22 protein-coding genes and 1 pseudogene are annotated in these 18,601 nt (G+C 68.6%); 12 read left to right on the forward strand and 11 right to left on the reverse strand.

Features of this window, described 5'->3' with window-relative positions; all coding sequences use genetic code 11:
- Nucleotides 1-176: 176 nt before the first annotated feature.
- From menE to ACFVVM_RS14625, 3 genes are all read left to right on the forward strand, one after another.
- Nucleotides 177-1,310: an o-succinylbenzoate--CoA ligase gene (gene menE, locus ACFVVM_RS14615; protein ID WP_387619203.1), complete on the forward strand. Its 1,134-nt coding sequence runs from the start codon at nucleotides 177-179 to the stop codon at nucleotides 1,308-1,310.
- Nucleotides 1,311-1,385: 75 nt separating this feature from the next.
- A complete protein-coding gene (locus ACFVVM_RS14620) occupies nucleotides 1,386-2,372 on the forward strand; it encodes an ATP-binding cassette domain-containing protein (protein ID WP_387617602.1) in 987 nt (328 codons plus the stop codon).
- Nucleotides 2,369-3,193, forward strand: a complete 825-nt coding sequence (locus ACFVVM_RS14625) for an ABC transporter permease (RefSeq protein WP_387617604.1) — start codon at nucleotides 2,369-2,371, stop codon at nucleotides 3,191-3,193. The genes ACFVVM_RS14620 and ACFVVM_RS14625 overlap by 4 nt, the downstream gene beginning before the upstream one ends.
- Nucleotides 3,194-3,241: 48 nt before the next feature.
- Here ACFVVM_RS14625 and ACFVVM_RS14630 read toward each other — a convergent pair whose 3' ends face one another.
- Entirely contained in the window at nucleotides 3,242-6,751 is a 3,510-nt protein-coding gene (locus tag ACFVVM_RS14630) for a BTAD domain-containing putative transcriptional regulator (protein WP_387617606.1), read from the reverse strand.
- Between the two features lie 115 nt (nucleotides 6,752-6,866).
- Here ACFVVM_RS14630 and ACFVVM_RS14635 point away from each other — a divergent pair, with 115 nt between their 5' ends.
- Both ACFVVM_RS14635 and ACFVVM_RS14640 read left to right on the forward strand, forming a co-directional pair.
- Nucleotides 6,867-7,331 carry an SRPBCC family protein gene (locus ACFVVM_RS14635; RefSeq protein WP_387617608.1) on the forward strand — a complete coding sequence of 155 codons (465 nt, stop codon included), beginning with the start codon at nucleotides 6,867-6,869 and terminating at the stop codon, nucleotides 7,329-7,331.
- Between the two features lie 22 nt (nucleotides 7,332-7,353).
- Entirely contained in the window at nucleotides 7,354-8,223 is an 870-nt protein-coding gene (locus tag ACFVVM_RS14640; protein WP_387617610.1) for a 1,4-dihydroxy-2-naphthoate polyprenyltransferase, read from the forward strand.
- Between the two features lie 9 nt (nucleotides 8,224-8,232).
- Here the strand turns inward: ACFVVM_RS14640 and ACFVVM_RS14645 are convergent, their stop codons facing one another.
- The 6 genes from ACFVVM_RS14645 to ACFVVM_RS14670 form a co-directional block, all read right to left on the reverse strand.
- Entirely contained in the window at nucleotides 8,233-8,628 is a 396-nt protein-coding gene (locus tag ACFVVM_RS14645) for a phage holin family protein (RefSeq protein WP_387617612.1), read from the reverse strand.
- Between the two features lie 64 nt (nucleotides 8,629-8,692).
- Complete coding sequence (locus tag ACFVVM_RS14650; protein ID WP_387617614.1) at nucleotides 8,693-9,274, reverse strand: Clp protease N-terminal domain-containing protein; 582 nt, start codon at nucleotides 9,272-9,274, stop codon at nucleotides 8,693-8,695.
- Nucleotides 9,274-9,495, reverse strand: a complete 222-nt coding sequence (locus tag ACFVVM_RS14655) for a hypothetical protein (RefSeq protein WP_019049431.1) — start codon at nucleotides 9,493-9,495, stop codon at nucleotides 9,274-9,276. The genes ACFVVM_RS14650 and ACFVVM_RS14655 overlap by 1 nt, the downstream gene beginning before the upstream one ends.
- 52 nt (nucleotides 9,496-9,547) lie before the next feature.
- Nucleotides 9,548-10,090, reverse strand: coding sequence for a dihydrofolate reductase family protein (locus ACFVVM_RS14660; RefSeq protein WP_387617616.1), 543 nt, complete (start codon nucleotides 10,088-10,090; stop codon nucleotides 9,548-9,550).
- Between the two features lie 57 nt (nucleotides 10,091-10,147).
- Nucleotides 10,148-11,233, reverse strand: a complete 1,086-nt coding sequence (locus ACFVVM_RS14665) for a PLP-dependent cysteine synthase family protein (RefSeq protein WP_387617618.1) — start codon at nucleotides 11,231-11,233, stop codon at nucleotides 10,148-10,150.
- A complete protein-coding gene (locus tag ACFVVM_RS14670) occupies nucleotides 11,230-11,556 on the reverse strand; it encodes a DUF4229 domain-containing protein (RefSeq protein ID WP_071931996.1) in 327 nt (108 codons plus the stop codon). Before ACFVVM_RS14670 ends, ACFVVM_RS14665 begins: the two co-directional genes overlap by 4 nt.
- 162 nt (nucleotides 11,557-11,718) lie before the next feature.
- Between ACFVVM_RS14670 and ACFVVM_RS14675 the strand changes: the two genes are divergently transcribed.
- From ACFVVM_RS14675 to ACFVVM_RS14685, 3 genes are all read left to right on the forward strand, one after another.
- Nucleotides 11,719-11,928, forward strand: coding sequence for a BldC family transcriptional regulator (locus ACFVVM_RS14675; RefSeq protein ID WP_019049435.1), 210 nt, complete (start codon nucleotides 11,719-11,721; stop codon nucleotides 11,926-11,928).
- 114 nt (nucleotides 11,929-12,042) lie between these two features.
- Nucleotides 12,043-12,237 carry a hypothetical protein gene (locus tag ACFVVM_RS14680; RefSeq protein ID WP_387617621.1) on the forward strand — a complete coding sequence of 65 codons (195 nt, stop codon included), beginning with the start codon at nucleotides 12,043-12,045 and terminating at the stop codon, nucleotides 12,235-12,237.
- Between the two features lie 73 nt (nucleotides 12,238-12,310).
- The gene (locus ACFVVM_RS14685; protein WP_387617623.1) at nucleotides 12,311-12,961 is read left to right on the forward strand and encodes a hypothetical protein; all 651 of its coding nucleotides are present in this window, start codon (nucleotides 12,311-12,313) and stop codon (nucleotides 12,959-12,961) included.
- A 213-nt stretch (nucleotides 12,962-13,174) separates the two neighbouring features.
- Here ACFVVM_RS14685 and ACFVVM_RS14690 read toward each other — a convergent pair.
- Nucleotides 13,175-14,239 (reverse strand): annotated as a pseudogene (locus ACFVVM_RS14690) (erythromycin esterase family protein); the annotation flags it as partial.
- A 33-nt stretch (nucleotides 14,240-14,272) separates the two neighbouring features.
- The gene (acpM, locus tag ACFVVM_RS14695; RefSeq protein WP_387617625.1) at nucleotides 14,273-14,599 is read right to left on the reverse strand and encodes a meromycolate extension acyl carrier protein AcpM; all 327 of its coding nucleotides are present in this window, start codon (nucleotides 14,597-14,599) and stop codon (nucleotides 14,273-14,275) included.
- 120 nt (nucleotides 14,600-14,719) lie between these two features.
- On the opposite strand from acpM, the gene ACFVVM_RS14700 reads away from it, so the two are divergent.
- Nucleotides 14,720-15,673: a MerR family transcriptional regulator gene (locus ACFVVM_RS14700; protein ID WP_387617627.1), complete on the forward strand. Its 954-nt coding sequence runs from the start codon at nucleotides 14,720-14,722 to the stop codon at nucleotides 15,671-15,673.
- 3 nt (nucleotides 15,674-15,676) lie between these two features.
- On the opposite strand, the gene ACFVVM_RS14705 is transcribed toward ACFVVM_RS14700, so the two are convergent.
- Together ACFVVM_RS14705 and ACFVVM_RS14710 are read right to left on the reverse strand one after the other, a co-directional pair.
- A complete protein-coding gene (locus tag ACFVVM_RS14705; protein WP_387617629.1) occupies nucleotides 15,677-16,111 on the reverse strand; it encodes a DUF4189 domain-containing protein in 435 nt (144 codons plus the stop codon).
- Nucleotides 16,112-16,255: 144 nt separating this feature from the next.
- Entirely contained in the window at nucleotides 16,256-16,591 is a 336-nt protein-coding gene (locus ACFVVM_RS14710) for a hypothetical protein (RefSeq protein ID WP_387617631.1), read from the reverse strand.
- Nucleotides 16,592-16,779: 188 nt separating this feature from the next.
- Here ACFVVM_RS14710 and ACFVVM_RS14715 point away from each other — a divergent pair, with 188 nt between their 5' ends.
- The 3 genes from ACFVVM_RS14715 to ACFVVM_RS14725 all read left to right on the forward strand — a co-directional run bounded on the left by ACFVVM_RS14715 (nucleotide 16,780) and on the right by ACFVVM_RS14725 (nucleotide 18,326).
- Nucleotides 16,780-17,118, forward strand: coding sequence for a hypothetical protein (locus ACFVVM_RS14715; protein WP_387617633.1), 339 nt, complete (start codon nucleotides 16,780-16,782; stop codon nucleotides 17,116-17,118).
- A 351-nt stretch (nucleotides 17,119-17,469) separates the two neighbouring features.
- Nucleotides 17,470-17,631, forward strand: coding sequence for a hypothetical protein (locus tag ACFVVM_RS14720; protein ID WP_387617635.1), 162 nt, complete (start codon nucleotides 17,470-17,472; stop codon nucleotides 17,629-17,631).
- Between the two features lie 158 nt (nucleotides 17,632-17,789).
- Nucleotides 17,790-18,326: a hypothetical protein gene (locus ACFVVM_RS14725; RefSeq protein ID WP_387617637.1), complete on the forward strand. Its 537-nt coding sequence runs from the start codon at nucleotides 17,790-17,792 to the stop codon at nucleotides 18,324-18,326.
- The last annotated feature ends 275 nt before the right edge of the window (nucleotides 18,327-18,601 follow it).

Raw genomic sequence — 18,601 nt, forward strand, 5'->3', positions numbered from 1 at the left:
GGGCGGCCGACCCGAGTTGCCGATACGGGTCCGGCCGCGCACGATAGCTGCGAGCAAGCGCAAACAGACCCGTCGGCCGGGTCTGCTCGGTCGCATGACACGATCGAAGCCGTGAGGGCGCGCAGGAAGCTGTATCCGGAGGTGGTGGCGTGAGCAGGACCCTGCGGACGCTGCAGATGCCGACCGGTTCCGGTGTCGGCGAAGTGCTTCCCCATCTGCGTCAAGCGCTCGACGGCAACGGTCCGGCCTGGCTGCCGATCCCGACCACCGATCGCCGCGAGGCGCGCAGGCTCTCCGACGCGCTCAAGCCCGGCGATCCGATCGACGACGACGTCGCCCTGGTGGTGACGACCTCGGGCACGACCGGCATCCCCAAGGGCGCCCTGCTCGGCGCCGAAGCCCTGCGGGCCAGCGGCAACGCCACCCACGACCGCCTCGGCGGGCCGGGTAGCTGGCTGCTGGCGCTGCCGACCCATCACATCGCGGGCATCCAGGTCCTGCTGCGCAGCATCCTGGCCGGGACCGAGCCCACCGTGCTCGACGTGTCGGGCGGATTCCTGCCCGAGGCGCTGGCCGGTGCGGTCGGCGCGATGCGCGGGCCGCGGCGCTACACCGCGCTGGTGCCGACGCAGCTGATCAAGTCGCTGGATTCGCCGGTGGCGGCCAAGGCGCTGGCCGAGCTCGACGGGGTCCTGGTCGGCGGGGCGGCGACTCCGCTGCCCGTCCTGGACCGGGCGCGGGAGCTGGGCATCAACGTCGTCCGCACCTACGGGATGAGCGAGACCTGCGGCGGCTGTGTCTACGAGGGCGTGCCGCTGGACGGCACGCAGGTGCGCATCGAGGACGGCCGGGTGCTGCTCGGCGGTGCGATGATCGCGCGCGGCTACCGCAATCTGCCCGATCATCCCGCCTTCGCCGAGCCGGGCTGGTTCCGCACCGAGGACGCGGGCACCTTCGACGACGGTGTCCTCACGATCACCGGCCGCCTCGACGAGGCCATCATGACCGGCGGGCTGCTGGTGATCCCGCAGGTCGTCGAGGCCGTGCTGGCCAATCACCCCGGTATCCGTGAGTGCATCGTGCTCGGCCTGCCCGACGAGCGGCTGGGCCAGCGCGTGGCGGTGGCGATCGTGCCGGCACCCGGCGCGGCGCCGACGCTCGAGGAACTGCGCGCCCACGTGGTCGCCGAACTCGACTCGATCGCGGCACCGCGCGAGCTGGCCGTACTCGACGAGATCCCGCTGCGCGGACCAGGCAAACCCGACCGCGCGGCCCTGCGCGAGCACCTGTTGGCGAACACCCCGCACTGAGCTCGCACGGCCTTGCACGGGCCGTGCCAGCGCCGTGCAAGAGCGGTGCAAGTGGGGGCGGGCAACGTGGCCCGCATGACTTTCACACCCACTTCAGCGCTCGCCGTCGAGGCGGACGGCCTGGTCAAGGTGTTCGGTAAGCAGCGCGCCGTGGACGGGGTGAGCTTGGCGGTGCCGCGCGGCTCGGTCTACGGCGTGCTCGGCCCCAACGGCGCGGGCAAGACGACGACCATCAAGATGCTGGCCACCCTGCTCGACCCCGACGGCGGCAGCGCCAGGATCTTCGGGCACGACGTGGTCGCCCGGCCCAACGCGGTGCGCTCGCTGATCGGCGTCACCGGGCAGTACGCCTCGGTCGACGAGGCACTCAGCGCCACCGAGAACCTGATCATCTTCGCCCGCCTGCTGGGCCTGAGCAGGACCGACGCCCGCCGCCGTGCCACCGAACTGCTCGAGGAGTTCGCGCTCACCGAGGCGGCGAACAAGCCGCTGAAGAACTTCTCCGGCGGCATGCGCAGGCGCCTCGACCTGGCCGCCAGCCTCATCGCCACCCCGCCGCTGCTGTTCCTCGACGAACCGACCACCGGCCTCGATCCGCGCACCCGCGCCCAGATGTGGGACACCATCCGCAGGCTGGTCGCCGAGGGCGCGACCGTGCTGCTCACCACCCAGTACCTCGACGAGGCCGATCAGCTGGCCGACCGGATCGCCGTGATCGACCACGGCCGGGTCATCGCCGACGGCACCGCCGACGAGCTCAAGGCCTCCATCGGCGGCTCCTCGGTGCACCTGACCCTGGTCGAACGCGCTCAGCTCGAGGAGGCCCGCCGGATCATCGCCGACTTCCTCGACGTGAGCGTGCAGACCAGCCCCGAGGCGGGCAAGCTCACCGCGCCGCTGACCGATCCCAACCTCACCGCCGAGTTGCTGATCCGGTTGCGCGAGTGGGAGATCGGCGTCGAGGAGATCACGGTCAGCAAGCCCACCCTCGACGAGGTCTTCCTCACCATCACCGGTCACCCGGCCGACGAATCCGACGACACCGAACGGAGCGCGGCATGACCGCAGTCCTCACCGCTCCCGCGCCCACCGAAGCCGACCCGCGGGTCAGCGACCGGGTCGGCCTGCGCGAGACGGTCTCCCACTCGTTCACCATGGCCTATCGCGGCCTGCTCAAGATCAAGCACAATCCCGAACAGCTCTTCGACGTGACGGTGCAGCCGATCCTGTTCACGGCGATGTTCACCTACATCTTCGGCGGCGCCATCTCCGGCAGCGTGGCCGAATACCTGCCCGTGCTGATTCCCGGCATCCTCGTGCAGACGGTGCTGATCACCTCCGTGGTCACCGGTACCCAGCTGCGCGAGGACATGGACAAGGGCGTGTTCGACCGCTTCAAATCCCTGCCCATCGCCCGCATCTCGGCCCTGGCGGGCGCGCTGCTGGCCGACATGGTGCGCTACGGCATCGCCTCGACGCTCACCGTCATCGTCGGCCTGTGCCTCGGCTATCGGCCCGCCGGTGGACCGATCGGCGTGATCGCGGCCTGCCTGGTGGTCGTGGCGTGCTCGTTCGCGATCAGCTGGGTGTGGGCGCTGGTGGGCGTCACCGGCAAGAGCGCCGCCTCCGTGCAGGGCATCTCGATGATGGTGATGTTCCCGCTGACGTTCATGTCCGGCGCCTTCGCCCCGGTGAGCACCATGCCCGGCTGGATGCAGGGACTCAACCACCTCAACCCGGTGTACTACCTGGTCAACGCCTGCCGGGAGCTGATGAACGCCAACAGCTACGGCGCCGATCTGGTCTGGTCGCTGCTCGGTTCGCTGGTGGTCATCGCGGTGTTCGCGCCGCTGACCGTGCGGGCCTACATGCGCCGGGCCTGAAATCCGATGCACCGCCTCCGATCCACCCGGGTCGGAGGCGGTGCAGTGTCACGACAGCTCGCCGATGATGGCGAGAACGCGCCGCGCGGCATCGATCCGGCGCAGTCCCGCGGCCGCGCGCCGCGCCCGTTCCACCGCCGCCGCGCCGACCACGGGCCGGTGCAGGGCGAGGTGGCGGGCCACTTCCATCGACGGATTGTCCTGGCGGCCCTTCGAGGCCGTGGCCAGGGCGAGGAGTTCGAGGCCGACCTCCTCGCCCGTGGCCAGCAGGGCCGAGCCGAGCGCGCACGCCACGGCGCCGATCTGCGGCAGGTCGACGTACTGGGACAGGCGCTGTTCGGCGGTCGCGCGCAGCGCCTCGACCACGTCGGCCACCTCGTCGACGCGGCCGTGCAGCACGAACGCGTCGACCGTCACCGCGGCCACCATCAGGGCGCCGGGTCCGGGAGCGAGCTCGTAGTCGGGCCAGCCGAGCAGGTCGAGGGCCCGGCGGTGATGGCGCAGGCCCGCGTCGATGTCGCCGTCGGCCAGGTCGAGTTCGGCGACGGCGGTGGCGACGGCGGAGAGGCGATGGTTGCGCCGGATCGAGGGGTCGTCGATCTGGCGCAGACCCGACTCGCCCGGTCGCAGGGCGAAGGCGAGTTCGGCGCGAGCCTGGTCGAGTCGTCCGGCGCCGACCAGGGCGGCGGCCTGATAGCAGCGGATCTCGGTGACCTCGTCGTGGATCTGCAAGCGGCGCATCAGGTCGACGGCACGTCCGTAGTAGCCCACCGCCTCGCCGTAGCGCGCGGACTGGCCACTGAGCTGCGCCAGGTGCTGACAGACCATGGCGGTGAGCCAGACGTCCTCGGGATCGAGCGAGTCCAGGGAGCGCAGCGCCTCCCTGGTCGAGCCGAAGACGTTGCCCGAGTTCTCCCAGAAGTTGGCGCGGGCGATCCGGGCCGCGAGCCGGACGTGCGGTTCGGGCGAGCGGGCGCCCTCGGCGAAGAGCCGGGCCAGCCGCACCGCGGTGAGTGGTCCGCTGATCAGCTCGCCGAGGAAGCGCAGCCCCGGATCGAGCTCGGTGGTGACGGCGAGCAGGCGCCGGACCCGCATGCGCACGATCGCGACCAGCCGCAGGTCACCGTCGTTGACGAACAGCAGGTGCAGGCTCGTCAGCACATGGGTGACCATCTGCAGATCGGCGGCGAGCCCGTGGGACGGGACCGGCGGCACGACCGGCACCACGCGCAGCGCCCAGCCGGTGAAATCCAGGTGCGCGCCGCGCATCACCCACACCGTCGCGGCCACCGGGAACACGGTGTGGGTGGTGTCGGCGTCGGCGGTCTCGATCGCCGTGCGCAACACCGCCACCAGGTTGTCCAGTTCCGCGGTCACCGCGAGTACGGCGCTCACCTGGTCGCCCGCGGCGTAGCGCTGGGCGGCGTCGAGGCTGAATTGCCGGGCCCAGCAGGCCATCCGATCCCGCACGAGAGTGGATTCCGTGCCGTCGGTCAGCGCGTCGACGGCGGTGAGCTGTTCGGCGCCGAACTCGCGGACCGTCTCGAGCATGCGATATCTGCTGCCCGCGCCATCGGGGTCGTCGAGCACCGTGAGCAGGGACTGCCCGACCAGCCCGTCGACCGCGGCGGCGACATCGGGCACCTCGGGGCCCGCCGCGACGATCCCGGCGGCGGGCGCGGTGAACCCGTCCGCGAACCGCGACAGCCTGCGCAGCACGATCCGCTGATCGGGTTCGAGCAGATTCCAGCTCCACGCGATCACCGCGTGCAGCGTGCGATGCCGCTGCGGCGCGGACCGATCACCGCTGCGCAACAGGGCGAACCGATGCTCGAGCCCGGTCTCGATCTCGGCCACGCTCATCGTGCGCACCCGCGCCGCCGCCAGTTCGATCGCCAGCGGCAGACCGTCGAGGGTCCGGCACAGCCGGGCCACGGTGTCGGGGTCGAGGCGCACGTCAGGGCGCACCGCGCGGGCGCGCGCCGAGAACAGGTCGGTGGCGGGCGAACCCGCCGCGTCGATGGCCAACGGCGCCAGCGGATAGACGGTCTCGGCGGTGATCGCCAGCGGCGAACGACTGGTGGTGAGCACCGTGAGCTGCGCGCACGCCCCGACCAGATCGGCCACCACCTCCGCGGCGGCGTCGATGACGTGCTCACAGTTGTCCAGGATCAGCACCGTCGGCCGGGCCGCCAGCGCCTCGCGCAACCTGCCGCGCGCGTCGAACTGCCTGCCCTGCCGGATCCCGACCGGCTCCCGCACCACCTCACCCAGCCCCATGACATGGCTGATCGCGGCCTCGATCTCGGTGCGCGCGTCGGCACCGGCCGCCTGGATCGGCGCCAGCTCCACCAGGACGACCGGCACCGATCGCGCGAGCCGTTCCCCCACCGCGTTGGCGACCCTGGTCTTGCCGGTGCCGCCCGGACCGAGCACCGTCGTCACCCGGGAACGGCCGACCATGTCCACGATGCCGTCGAGATCGGTGGCCCGACCGAGCAGGGCGTTCGGTGCGGCGCGCAGGCCGAGCGCGGTGGGTGTGTCGTGGCGATCGGTCGATGGGGTCCGGTCGCGGGTGAGCGGGTCGGCGGGGTTGCCGGTGGATCCGGCCTGCGAGCCGTCGGTTGATGTCGACTTCGTGCCTGCCCCGTCGAGTCGGCCGGCCGGTGTCTCCCCGTTCGTGTGCGGACCCGTCACTCCGCTGGACCTCTCGGCAACATCCGACTCGCCCGATACCCCGTTCCCGGATGGACCGGACAGGTCGATGGGCTCACCGCGCAGGATCGCGGCGTTGAGGGACACCAGCGTGGGACCGGGGTCGGCGCCCAGGTCGGTGATCAGGCGGAGGCGGTAGCCCGCGAACACGTCGAGCGCCTCGCTGGTGCGGCCCGCCGCAGCGAGCAGGCGGATCAGCGTCGCGTGCGCGGGTTCGTCCAATGGTCGTGCGGCGGCGTCGGCGCGGGCCAGCGAGACGGCGGTGGTCAGGTCGCCCTGACGGACCCGGGCGGTGAGTTCCAGGCCGTCGAGGGTGCGTTCGAGCTGCTCGGTGACCGCGCGCAGCTCCTCGGCAGGCCCGGAGTCGGGGAGGTCGGCGGCGGGCTCGCCGCGCCAGAGCGCACGAGCGGCCGTGATCGCGGTGAGGCTGTCGGCGACTGTGCCCATCGCGAGGAAGTCCTCGGCGCGCCGGGCGAGAGCGGACGCGGACGACAGGTCGACAGCGTCGGCGTCGAGCACGAGCCGGTACCCGGCCGGGCCGACCTCGAGCGCGCCGTCGGGCAACAGTGCCCGCAGGCGCGACACCTGGGTGTGCAGCGCGTTCATCGGCGCGCGCGGCGGCTGTTCGCCCCACACCTCGTCGACGAGCGCCTGGGCACTGCGCGCGCGGCCGGGTCGCACCGCCAGTGCCGCGAGCAGCAGTCGGGCCCTGGCGCCCGGCAGCGTCACGAGAGCGTGGTCGCGGCGGATCGCGATCGCGCCGAGTACCCCCACGACGACCCGGGAGGTGACCGCCGAGATGGCGGGCGGCGGCCCGTCGGGGCCGTGAAGGTGTGCAGACATGCCGGAACTCATCGTAGGCGAGCGCGCCGACGAACTCCCGACGCCGACGACCGCCCGCCGACACCCGGCCGCGCACAGCCGAAATATGTCACCGCCGCGTCCTAGGCTCACGGTCATGGGCAACTTCGAGGTGATCCGGCGCACGGCCATCGCCGCCGAACCGGCACGAATCCACGCATTGATCGACGATTTCCGGCAGTGGCGGCTGTGGTCGCCGTGGGAGGACGCCGACCCGCAGCTGGCCCGCACCTACACCGGGCCCGAATCCGGCGTCGGCGCCCGCTACACCTGGCGCGGCAACCGCAAGGCCGGTGCGGGCTCGATGGAGATCAAGGCCGACGCCGAGCACGAGATCGGCATCGAGCTGACCTTCGAGAAACCGTTCAAGGCCACCAACTTCGTCACCTTCACCCTCGACCCCACCCCCACCGGCACCGAGGTCACCTGGAAGATGACCGGCACCCAGACGGGGCTGATGGGCGTGCTCGGCAAGGTGTTCCCGATGGACAACCTCGTCGGCAAGGACTTCGACAAGGGCCTGGCCCGGCTGAAGACGATCGCCGAATCTGCCGAGTCCTGAGCGCGGGGCTACGCTTCGATCCATGGCAACAGCAGCGGAATGGATCGAAGGCGCCCGGCCGCGGACGCTGCCCAACGCGATCGCCCCGGTGATCGCCGGCACCGGCGCGGCGGCATCGATCGACGGGGCCGTCTGGTGGAAAGCGATACTGGCGCTGCTGGTTTCGCTGGCCCTGATCATCGGGGTGAACTACGCCAACGACTACTCCGACGGCATCCGCGGCACCGATGACGTGCGGGTGGGTCCGCTGCGGCTGGTCGGGTCGAAGCTGGCCTCCCCCACCGCCGTTCGCACCGCCGCCGTGCTGAGTCTGGCGATCGGCGCCGTCGCGGGTCTGGTGCTGGCCGCGACCACCGCCTGGTGGCTGGTGCTGATCGGCGCGCTGTGCCTGGCCGGTGCCTGGTTCTACACCGGCGGCAGCAAGCCCTACGGCTACAGCGGTTTCGGCGAGATCGCCGTGTTCGTGTTCTTCGGCCTGATCGCGGTGCTCGGCACCCAGTACGTGCAGGCGCTGCGCGTGGACTGGGTGGGTCTGCTGCTCGCGATCGGCGTCGGCGCGTTCTCCAGCGCGGTGCTGGTGGCCAACAATCTGCGCGACATCCCCACCGACACCGAATCCGGGAAGGTCACCCTCGCGGTGAAGCTCGGTGACGCGCGCACCCGCACCCTGCACCTGGCGCTGCTCGTCGCACCGTTCGTGATCAGCCTCGCGCTGATCGCCCGCACGCCGTGGGCGCTGGCCGGACTGCTGGCGTTACCGCTGGCGGTCCGGGCCAACGCCCCGGTGCGCACGGGCAAGGGCGGGCTGGAACTGATTCCCGCCCTGCGTGATTCCGGGCTGGCCCTGCTGGCCTGGTCGGCGCTGAGCGCGCTGGCCGTCGGCCTCGGCTGAGCCCCGGCGTCAGTCGCGGTCGGGGACCAGAATGCCGAGCACCCAGTTGACCAGCATGATGATCACGCCACCCCACACCGCGGCCCAGAAGCCATCGACGCGAAGGCCGTAGTCGGTGATCTCGGTGATCTTGGCGGTGAGCCACAGCATCGCCGCGTTCACCACCAGCAGGAACAAGCCGAGCGTGAGGATCACGAAGGGCAGGGACAGGAGTTTCACGATCGGCTTGATCACCGCGTTGACCGCGGTGAACACGGCCGCGACGATGAGCAGGACCAGGGCCTTGCCCCAGTTGCCCCACTCCGCTGACCACTCGGGCGGCACGTAGATATCGATCTTGTCGATCCACGCGGCCGCAGCCCAGAGGGCAATGGCGTTGATGACCAACCGTATTGCTAGCTGCATACCCGCAATGCTAAGCCGGGGAACCGACACCGCGGCGGGTCTGACACATTCGGCCGGGCCGAATTCACGCCGCCCGGTCGAGCGTGGCGTAGATGTCGGCGCGCAGACCGGCCACCACCTCGCGGCCGCCGAGCAGGTCGGCGGTGGGCGCTTCGGCGGCCCGCAGGATGCCGAGCAGCAGGTACGCCGAGTCGATCTCCCGCGCCTTGCGGTGGACCGCCTCGCGCAGCGACAGTTCCAGTGACTTCTTGGCCTCGGCCGTGAAGGGGATGTGTCCGCGGTCGCCGCCGAGGAGCCGACCGAACACCCCACGCTTGGGCGGGGGTTCGGCCTGATCCCAGGCATCGGGTCCGAAGTTCTCGGCGACGCTGGCCTGCACCGCGTCCAGATCGATACCGATCGATCGCAGCGCCTCGGCGTCGTCGGTGCCGAGCGGAGTCTTGGTCGCCCGCTCGGCGAGCTGGGCGCGCACGCCCTCGGCGGTGATCTCGCGGGCGGCCAGGACCGCCGTCAGGCCGGGTTCGGCATGGGCGAGCACGCCGAGCAGGAGATGCTCCGGCCCGATGTGGCGCGCCGTGAGCCCCCTTGCCTCCTCCTGTGCCGCGACCACGGCCTCCCTGGCATTTCGGGTGAATCGCTCGAACATCAGCGGGTACCGCCCTTTCGGTTGTGTTTCTGATGCACCGCTTGCTTGCTCACCTCGAGCGCCTCGGCAATCGCCTGCCACGACCAGCCGTTGGCCCTGGCATTGGCCACCTGGATGGTCTCGAGCCGGTCGGCCAGCCTGCGCAGCGCGAGTACCGCGCGCAGGCCGACCGCCGGGTCGGGATTGCCCGCCGCGGAGGCGAGGGTTGTCGCATCGGTCATGCCGTCAATTTTGATTGACGATTCGAGCGTTGTCAACAAAAATTGACGACGGTCAGGCCAGCCGATAGGTGAGCTTGGCGAACTGCCCCATCCGCGCGACGTCGACCAGCGTCATCCGGTCGGACAGGATTCGGCGCGGCAGCAGCGGCGCCCCGCCGCCCAACGTCACCGGCGTGATCCCGACGACCACCTCGTCGAGCAACCCCGCGTCGGCGAACTGTCCCGCCAACTCGCCACCGCCGACGATCCAGACATCGCGCTCCCCCGCCGCCGCGACCATCAGCTCGTGCACCGGCCGCACCGGGCCCTGGACGAACCGGACGTTCGCATCGGGAATCACGGGCAGCTCACGATGGGTGAACACCCAGCTGGGGCGGTCACCGTAGTTCTCGCGCCAGGACCCCGGCGGGTCGTTCGCGGCCATCCACTCGTAGGTCGTCGCGCCCAGGCACAGGGCGCCGACCTCGCGCAGGAACTCGCCCACGTCATCGGTGGCGTCCTCGGCGTCGGCCACGGCCAGCAGCCAGTCCAGGGAGTTGTCCGGGTCGGCGATATAGCCGTCGAGGCTGGTGGCGGTGTAGTAACGAGTCGTCATGGACGTCGATCCTCACACCGGAACCTGACATCTTATGTCAGGGTTGCGCGACGGGTTTCAGCCGTTCCAGCGACCGGTGGCGGCGAACTCCGTGAGCACCGCGGTGGGCGCGGCGAGGTCGATGTTCTGGGCGGCCACCCAGGCATCGTCGAAGTAGGTGCCCGCGTACCGGTCGCCACCGTCGCACAGCAGGGTGACCACACTGCCGGTGCGGCCCTGCGCGACCAGCTCGGCGACCAGATGGAACGCGCCCCACAGATTCGTGCCGGTCGAGCCGCCGACGCGGCGGCCGAGCACCGCGCTGGCATGTCGAGCGGTGGCGATCGAGGCGGCGTCGGGAACCATGATCATCCGATCGACCACCTGCCCGACGAACGACGGCTCGACCCGCGGACGGCCGATTCCCTCGATCCGCGAGGGCATTCCGGTCTGATAGCCCGCGTCACCGGTCTCGTAGCCGCCGTAGAACGCCGAGTTCTCCGGATCGACGACGGCCAATCGCGTGGTGTGCCTGCGATAGCGGATGTAGCGGCCGATGGTCGCGCTCGTGCCGCCGGTGCCCGCGCCGACCACGATCCACTCCGGCACCGGATTCGTCTCCAGTGCCAGTTGCTGGAAGATGGATTCGGCGATGTTGTTGTTGCCGCGCCAGTCGGTGGCCCGCTCGGCGTGGGTGAACTGATCCATGAAATGCCCACCGGATTCGGCGGCGAGACGCTTGGCCTCGGTGTACATCTCCGGTGGCCGATCGACGAAATGACATCGCCCACCCTGGGCTTCGATCAGCGCCACCTTCTGCGGCGAGGTGCTCGCCGGCATCACCGCGACGAAGTCCAGCCCGAGCAGCTTCGCGAAATAGGCCTCGCTGACCGCGGTCGATCCCGAGGACGCCTCGACCACCGTCGTGCCCTCGGTGACCCAGCCGTTGCAGATCGCGTACAGGAACAGCGAGCGCGCGAGCCGGTGCTTGAGGCTGCCGGTGATGTGGGTGGATTCGTCCTTGAGGTAGAGCTGCACCGGCCAGTCGGCGGGCAGCGGATACCGCAGCAGGTGGGTGTCGGCGGAGCGTTGGCTGTCGGCGTCGATCAGCCGGACGGCGTTGTCGACCCAGTCACGTGGCGCGCTGCGGTCGAGGTATTTCACGCCGAGGCTCCGTCGTCGTCACCCCGCAGCCGGGCCCGTAACTGCGCCTTGTCCTGGCGGCGGCGCGCGTCGACGACGGCGATGTCCTCGTTCACCTTCGTGCGCAGCGATTTGAACAGGGTCAGCGAGAGCGGCATCGCCACGAGCAGCGCGAACAGCGCCGCGACGATGATCGGCACCTCGACCCCGATGAGCGCGGCGACGCCGATGATGGCACCGGCGATCAGCACGACGAGCCCGAGCCGGGCCAGCGTGTAGAGGGCCAGATTGCGGACCAGCCGCTTGCCCGCACCAGAACCTTGCTGACCAGTTGCTTCGCTCACCACCCCAGCCTAACCCGGACCGATTCGCGCGATGCGGCCCCGTTCGCGGCTTTTGTCTATTACTTCCCCTTTACCAACAGTAGGTGGTTCGACTACATGGGGGTCGCAGTGCGACGATGACGCCATCTGATGAGGGAACTGTCGAGAACGGAGAGGTTAGCTATGACTGCGATCACCGTCGGCGGCCAGGACACTCTGCTGACACCAGGCCAAGTGGCTGCCATGTTCCACGTAGACCCCAAGACCGTCACTCGGTGGGCTCATGCGGGCAGGCTCGGTTCGCTGCGTACGCCGGGCGGACACCGTCGATTCCGCGAGTCCGAAGTTCTGCAGCTGCTGAAGTCGCTCACCACCGAGGCAGCGCCCCGCTGACTCACCTCCGGCCGACGCGGGCCACTCGGCTCGCGTTTGCCGGAAATTTCCCTTCCGTTGCGGATGTGCACACGGGGCGGACACGGCTACCCTCGATAGCAGGAGGTGAGCGACGTGACGTACCTGTTGGCACTCATCGCGATCGTGGCCGTAGCGGTGCTGTGCTGGAAGGCGTTCGGCCCAGAGAATCCCCGACCGGGATCCGGACCGCCCCCGCGCAGACCGGTCCTCGGCCCCGACGACGACCCGGAGTTCCTGTGGCGGTTGGGCAAGCAACACCGCGACGACTCCGGTCCGAACGAACACTGATCCATGGCCGGGCGTGAGCTGACGCACATACCCCCGATGCGCATCGAAACAGCCGGGTAGATAACGTATTCCGGTGATCGATGTGCAGCAGAGTTCCGTCCCGACCACCTGGCGCGCGGCCGACGGCAGCGCCGTGACGTTCACCGAGGCACGGTCGGCGTGGACGGACGCGGCACACGAAGTGCTGGCCGCGACCGCGAGCCGCTTCAACAACTTCATCGTCAACACCGAGCTCGCCGAGCTGGTGCAGGAGGAGTCCGGCATCCGGACCCAGGTGAAGTGGCAGCACTGGCTGCCCGTCGTGCTGGACAAGGTCGCCGAGCGCTGTCACAAGAACAACGAGCCGCCGCTGAGCGCGCTGTGCGTGCGCAAGAACCAGACCGTCGGCACCGGCTACCGCTACATCCTCGAACTCGCGGGCCTGCCCATCCCCGACGATCTCGAGATGCACGCCGCCGCGGCCCGCTGGCAGTGCTACCAGCACTACGCCACCGACCTCCCCGCCGACGGCGGCCTGCCCACCCTGCCCCCCAAGGTCGCCGCCGTCCGCCACCGCACCTCCGAGGACCTGGCCGCCACCGAAGCCGCCGAGGCGGTCGAAGCCAAGCGCACCGCCACCTCCCGCCGCGCCGTCACCGTTCCCAAGCCGGAACCGGTCCGCAAGCCCGTCTGCCTGAACTGCCACGTGGAACTCCCGGCCAACAAGGTCTGCTACTACTGCTGAGGTCACAAAGAGCGGGCCGGTGTGACCTGTCGGCAGTGCACGATGATGTCGAAGAATTCCCTGGCTGATCCGCCCGTCATGTAGTGGTCGTCGTCGGTGTCGTAGTCGCGACCGATCATTCTGAATTCGGCCGTGCGGGAAAGCCGGTCGGGTCACCGCCGCCGGTGCGTCGGTCGACAGGTCGAGCAGGTAGTGGTCGAGGTCGACGGCGCTCAAGAACGCCTCGAACAACCGTGGTGAGACGCCTGGTACGTGCACGGACTTCTGGTCGTCGAACGTGGCCAGGTCACCGTCGCGGAAGGTGAGCCCCACCGACTTGTAGCCGGCCCCGAGGCGTTCACGCAGGTAACTGCCCGCGTTGCGGGACTCCGCCGCCGGGTCGGGCGGAAATCCCCGGTGGCGGGCATTGGCGGTGTGCGAGCTCGACGACCAGAACAGCACCTTCTGCCCGGTGTAGCGGTGCCACCATTCGACGTTCTCGGCGAACGCCGCCTCGTAATAGGCCATGTTCAACGGATCATCGGGACTGCTGTCGTGATCGTGCAGCTCATGGAACTGCACGATCACCCGCGCCGCCTGCACCGCCCACCCCGACTGTCCGGCGGCCACCTCCGCGACCAGCCGATACGCGTCGCGCACCCGCTCGACCCGGTCCGCACGATGCGACAGTCCGCGGAATCGGTCGACATGAGCGTCGATGTTCCCACTCGGCAGTGCATCGGCATACAGATCCGCCAGCTCGGCCGCCCGGTCGGCAGCGACCTCCCGCACGTACTCCACAACCGCGTCATAGACACTGCGATCGACCGCGTGCGGGCTCACCCCCACCACCCGCACCGGATCCGCGGGATGCTCCCGATTGAACGCGCGCATCCACAGAACCAGCGCGAGGACCTCTTCGGTAGCGGCGAACGCCTCCGCCTCGGCCAGAATCTCGCGCGGATCTCCGACGCCGGTACGCACGAACGCGTCCAACCGCAGACCCAAGGTCCAATCCTGATCCAAGGCGATCACCCGGAACCCCGCCTCCCCCACCAGCAAACGGGCGATGCGGTCCTGCAGTGAGAACACCTCATGGGCGCCACGCGTACCGGCCCCATAACCCACCACCGACGCCTCCCCCACCATCGCCACCAGCGGCAGTAGGTCATCGAGCGGCGCCGACGGCTGCACCGTCGTCAACGGCCGAGCCGCCCGAGCCACCCACTCCCGGACGGTCATCGCCTCCGACAGCAGCACCGCATCGTCGCCTTGCCCTTCAACGCCCGAGAACTCCATGCCACCACTCTGAATCCCCAACCACACTTCAGGTCAAGACACCGCCGGGCCGCCGGCACCTCCCTGTCCCTCCTTGTACTTCGCCTCCATTTCCGCAGCGAGTTGCGGCAATTCGGCCTCCATCTTCTGGACATAGGCGACCGCGTCGGCGACGGTGCGCAGGCTCGCCAGGTCCTCGTCGGGGATCTTCACCGCGTACTTGTCCTCCAACTGCACGGCGATCTCCACCAGCGACAGCGAGTCGATCTCCAGATCCTCGACGAACGATTTCTCCAGCACCACCTCTTCGGCGTCGATGCCGGTCACCTCCTCCACGATCTCCGCGATGCCTGCGACGATCTCTTCCTGCGTGGTAGCCACGAATCACCCTTCCTCGGTGCGATCACCTGTCCGCGTCGGCCGGAGGCCCGGTGCCTCGACGGGGTCGAGCGGCGGTGTCAGTACGCTAAAAGCTCCAGTGGGGTGGAGGTGCAACTGCTTGTGACGGACGACACACTGCGCAGCGGGCTGGTGAGTATCGGGGAGTTGGCGCGCAGCACCGGCCTCACCGTGCGCACGATTCGGTTCTACTGCGACGAAGGCATCGTGGAATCCCAGCGCAGCGCGGGCGGGCATCGCCTGTTCGACGCCGACAGCGCAACCGAACGACTGCTCCTGGTGCGCCGGTTGCGCGCGCTCGGCCTCGGACTCGGTTCGATCGTCGATGTGCTGCGCGGTGAACAGTCGATCGCCGAAGCCATCGCCGCCGAAAGTGCCCGACTCGACATCGAATTCAGATCGCTGGCGTGGCGGCGGGCAGCACTGCGGGCGGTGGAGTCGGCCGGCCCACTACAGCGAACCGAGCGGCTCGCGCTGCTGGCCGCCGCACAGGACGGTGGCGTCGTACACGATGGCCTCATCCAGTTCTGGCGGCGCGTCCTCGCGCCGATACCTCGGCACGACATCGATCTGTGGGTGTACTGGAACGTCCCGGAGCCGCCCGCTGATCCGTCCGTCGAGGACGTCGTCGCCTATGCCGAATTGGCTGCCCTTGCCGCCTCGCCGGGCATGCACGGCGCCGTCCGACGGCAATACTGGCGACACCGGTCGGAGCTGATCCGGGACAGTCGCGAACTCTACGCCGACATGGACGAGGTGATGCGGGACGTCGCACCACTCGTTTCGGCAGACGTGCTTCCGCACGCCGGAACCGAACTCGACCGTTTCGTCCACGCCCACGCGCACGCCCGAGGAGAACGCGACTCTCCCGATTTCCGTCGGCGATTGCGCACCGACGCAACCGATTCCGACCACCGAATCCATCGCTACTGGACCCTGACGGAACAGTTCTTCGGATCCCGCGTCACCGTCGGCAGAGCCCACAACTGGTTGTACAACGCCCTGACCCACTCCACCGAAGCACCGCGCGTCGATCAGCGCCGCCGACGACTTTGACGGTCAGCTCGCGTTGGCGGTGCAGAGCACCTCACTGACCTTCGTATCGGACTTGTCCGCGGAACCGACATTGGCGAGCATCGCGGGCGGGTGGTAGCCGGCCATACTGGTGTAGGCGCCGAACAACGCGGCCGAGCTGTTGAAGCCGGCGCCCGAGGCGACCGCACCGTCGGTGTAGACGAGCGCGCCACAGCCATTCGCCCAATCCACCAGCACGACACAGTCGGAGATCCCACCCAGCCCGCACCACGCGAGCGCCTCGTCGATGGCCTCGTCGCGACTCGGCGCGTCGATACTGGTCCCGTAACTCCAGTCCTCGACACTGAACGCGATCGCACCGTGCAACCCGGCCGCATTCGCCGCACCGGCACCGAACACCGACCCGGCCGCAAGACCCACCGCCGCCACCGCGACGACAGCCTTACCCATGAACTTCATCAAGCACTTTTCCTTTGTGAACACACGTCGACACGAACCGACGAATCATGCCGGACCACTGTCCGATTCGCCCAATTCTTTCCACGGGATCACACCCACCACCGATGGCTATCACCACCGTCGCCGTCAGTGCCCAGAATGCTGCTATCGGCCCTGGTCGCGCGGGCCGAAGCATCCGGCGCGTCGCCACGCGAGATCAACATCCGCCGGGCGCTGATGACCGCAATCGACCTCGGCGCCTGATCGATCGCGGACGGTGCTGCCATAGCGGGCGGCCGGCCAGACCACGAAGCCCTCGGCCAGCCACGACACCAGAAAGTGCCCGTTGCCCTCGCCGATCACGCTCTCGCAGTAGTCGGCATCCTCGTAATCGAAGGTGAGCTCATCGCCTGGATTCATCCAGTAGTCCTCGCCCAGCGGTTCGAGCCAGACCACAAGGGTCTTGTCCGAGTCGGAGTTGGACAACATGAGCTTCGGCACCCCAAAAGCCTAGGTGACACCAGGCCCGAACGCCGAGGACGCTTGGAGGACCGTTCAGTTCAGTCCCGCGTAGCTGTGCAACCCGCTGATCACCATGTTGATGACTGTCCCTGCGTTCGTGCTGATGGGCTGGATTCGGCTCGGCGGAGTGTAGTGTCCGATCCTGTTCATCGATAGGGAGATCCCACATGGCCGTGCCCAACACCCATCCAGTCATCAGGTGGTGGTCCAGCGGATCGAACAGCTGGTGGGACGTTCCCGTCTTTCTGCTGGTCGTTGTTGCCGGTGGTGCCGCCGGGTTCGGCTCCTTCGAAGCCTGGGGTCAAGGGCATTGGCCCCTTTTCGCGCTGTTGGCAGTTGTGGCAATCGCCTGCTTGGTGGCCGTCGCTGCGCAGGTGCTCGGGGAAGTCGTGGGCTACCTGCTGGTCGCGCTGCGCGTGTTATCGCTACCCCTGATGGCGTTTCCGAAACCTCGTGCCTGGTTGAATCAGGTCTGGGACGGGCTGAACAAGAAGCCGTCGAAGTAGTAGTTGGCGAATGAATTCCTACCTTTGCGCCTTCTGCGATACCACTGTCGACGAAGCGGACGACGAGTTCCGTTCGGTGCTGGTGTCTGCGCCCCACTCACGCCAGGAATTGTTCGCCCACAGGGGATGCCTGACTGCGGCTATTGTGCCCACGTTTCCGTTGGGCCAGGCGCTCGAGGGCTAGGCGGTCCTGGCACCGAATGGCGTCAGTGCGTACCGGAATGACATGCAAGATGGCAGGTTTCCGCTGTCGGACGCGAGAATGCACAGGTGCGATTCGAGGACCAGCATGGCCGGTACACAGCGCCGCGCGCGCTACTGATCGATGCAGTCGAGTCGGACGGGCCGGGAATGTGCGCCTCTGCCTTCGTCCTGTTCGCGCCAGTGTTCGTGGAACGCGGCACTCGATTCTGGGTCGAGGACGACGAACTCGTACTCGTCCGCCCTTCGGGCTGGAGTGAGCGGTATGCGGGCGAGTGGCAGATGCGTCAGTACTCCTACCGATTGCTGTGAACGTGCGAGATGGTCCGCGGCTTCGTCGTGTCCGGTCACAGCGTTGGATGAAATGGGTACTGCTGGGCAGCGCCGCGTACTCACTGCGCACCGAATCTGCTGGGGTCAGCCCAACGTCCGCTCATGCCGATGAGCGGGTCGTTCGCTATCGTTCGCCTGTGGATCTCACTGCCTTCAACGCGCGCGTAATGCATGCGCGAGCGATCGTCGTGGAGGCCCGTCGGCAGTTGCGGCGCGGAAGTTGGATTCCCGCCGATTTCGAACGACACGTGGCGTACCTGTTGTGCAATGGCTCGTATCCGATGGTGAATCTCGAGCCCTACCCACTGCCCTCGAGCATCTGGGATCGAGCTCACCGAGTCTCGGCATGGTCCTCACGACTGCGATTGTCCATACTCGCCGGCGGGTGGACGGAACCGGATCTCGATACCGATGCGGTGATACCCGCACAGATGCGGCTCGCAGACATCCTGACAGCGATGTGGCAAATCGGCGTGCTGGTCGAACCATGGGCTGAGGAACTGAGGTGCCACTACCCCCGATTCGACGGAGCCGCAGAGTTCATCGACGCACACCCCGACGTGTACGCGGCGATCGAGACCGCCGAGGAAGTGTTCGACGAGCCAGCGCACCTCCGGGACCTACTGGATGAAATCTGGACGGGTCGGGTGCGGTCAGAGTTTCCATCCTGGTGACCAGTAATCGATTCCGAACTCCGCCCAGGGAGTGAAATCCCCCGGTCCCCGATTGGCCCTGGTCTGGGTTGGCCTGCGCATGAAGGGGCTGGCTACCCGCCTGCCCCGTAGGGCCTGCCCTTCGTGCGCAGAGGCCCGCGGGTCAAGGGTGGCGCCATCACGTAGGGTCCCGGTCAACAGCTCGGGTCGATGCTGTTTGAGCTGTCAGGAGTGGGCCGCCTGCTGATACGGCGTGCACGCCGCCGACGTGCCGACGCGCCGGGCGGTGAGGTGCG

This window comes from Nocardia sp. NPDC058176, assembly GCF_042883805.1.
Taxonomy (GTDB): Bacteria; Actinomycetota; Actinomycetes; order Mycobacteriales; family Mycobacteriaceae; genus Nocardia.

Coding starts and splice junctions, on each gene's coding strand:
- ACFVVM_RS14650 (WP_387617614.1), bottom strand. CDS start 9,274: ATGTTCGAGCGATTCACCCGAAATGCCAGGGAGGCCGTGGTCGCGGCA.
- ACFVVM_RS14675 (WP_019049435.1), top strand. CDS start 11,719: ATGACTGCGATCACCGTCGGCGGCCAGGACACTCTGCTGACACCAGGC.
- ACFVVM_RS14715 (WP_387617633.1), top strand. CDS start 16,780: ATGGCCGTGCCCAACACCCATCCAGTCATCAGGTGGTGGTCCAGCGGA.
- ACFVVM_RS14705 (WP_387617629.1), bottom strand. CDS start 16,111: ATGAAGTTCATGGGTAAGGCTGTCGTCGCGGTGGCGGCGGTGGGTCTT.
- menE (WP_387619203.1), top strand. CDS start 177: ATGCCGACCGGTTCCGGTGTCGGCGAAGTGCTTCCCCATCTGCGTCAA.
- ACFVVM_RS14635 (WP_387617608.1), top strand. CDS start 6,867: ATGGGCAACTTCGAGGTGATCCGGCGCACGGCCATCGCCGCCGAACCG.
- ACFVVM_RS14660 (WP_387617616.1), bottom strand. CDS start 10,090: ATGACGACTCGTTACTACACCGCCACCAGCCTCGACGGCTATATCGCC.
- ACFVVM_RS14630 (WP_387617606.1), bottom strand. CDS start 6,751: ATGTCTGCACACCTTCACGGCCCCGACGGGCCGCCGCCCGCCATCTCG.
- ACFVVM_RS14655 (WP_019049431.1), bottom strand. CDS start 9,495: ATGACCGATGCGACAACCCTCGCCTCCGCGGCGGGCAATCCCGACCCG.
- ACFVVM_RS14645 (WP_387617612.1), bottom strand. CDS start 8,628: ATGCAGCTAGCAATACGGTTGGTCATCAACGCCATTGCCCTCTGGGCT.
- ACFVVM_RS14620 (WP_387617602.1), top strand. CDS start 1,386: ATGACTTTCACACCCACTTCAGCGCTCGCCGTCGAGGCGGACGGCCTG.
- ACFVVM_RS14625 (WP_387617604.1), top strand. CDS start 2,369: ATGACCGCAGTCCTCACCGCTCCCGCGCCCACCGAAGCCGACCCGCGG.
- ACFVVM_RS14640 (WP_387617610.1), top strand. CDS start 7,354: ATGGCAACAGCAGCGGAATGGATCGAAGGCGCCCGGCCGCGGACGCTG.
- ACFVVM_RS14720 (WP_387617635.1), top strand. CDS start 17,470: ATGTGCGCCTCTGCCTTCGTCCTGTTCGCGCCAGTGTTCGTGGAACGC.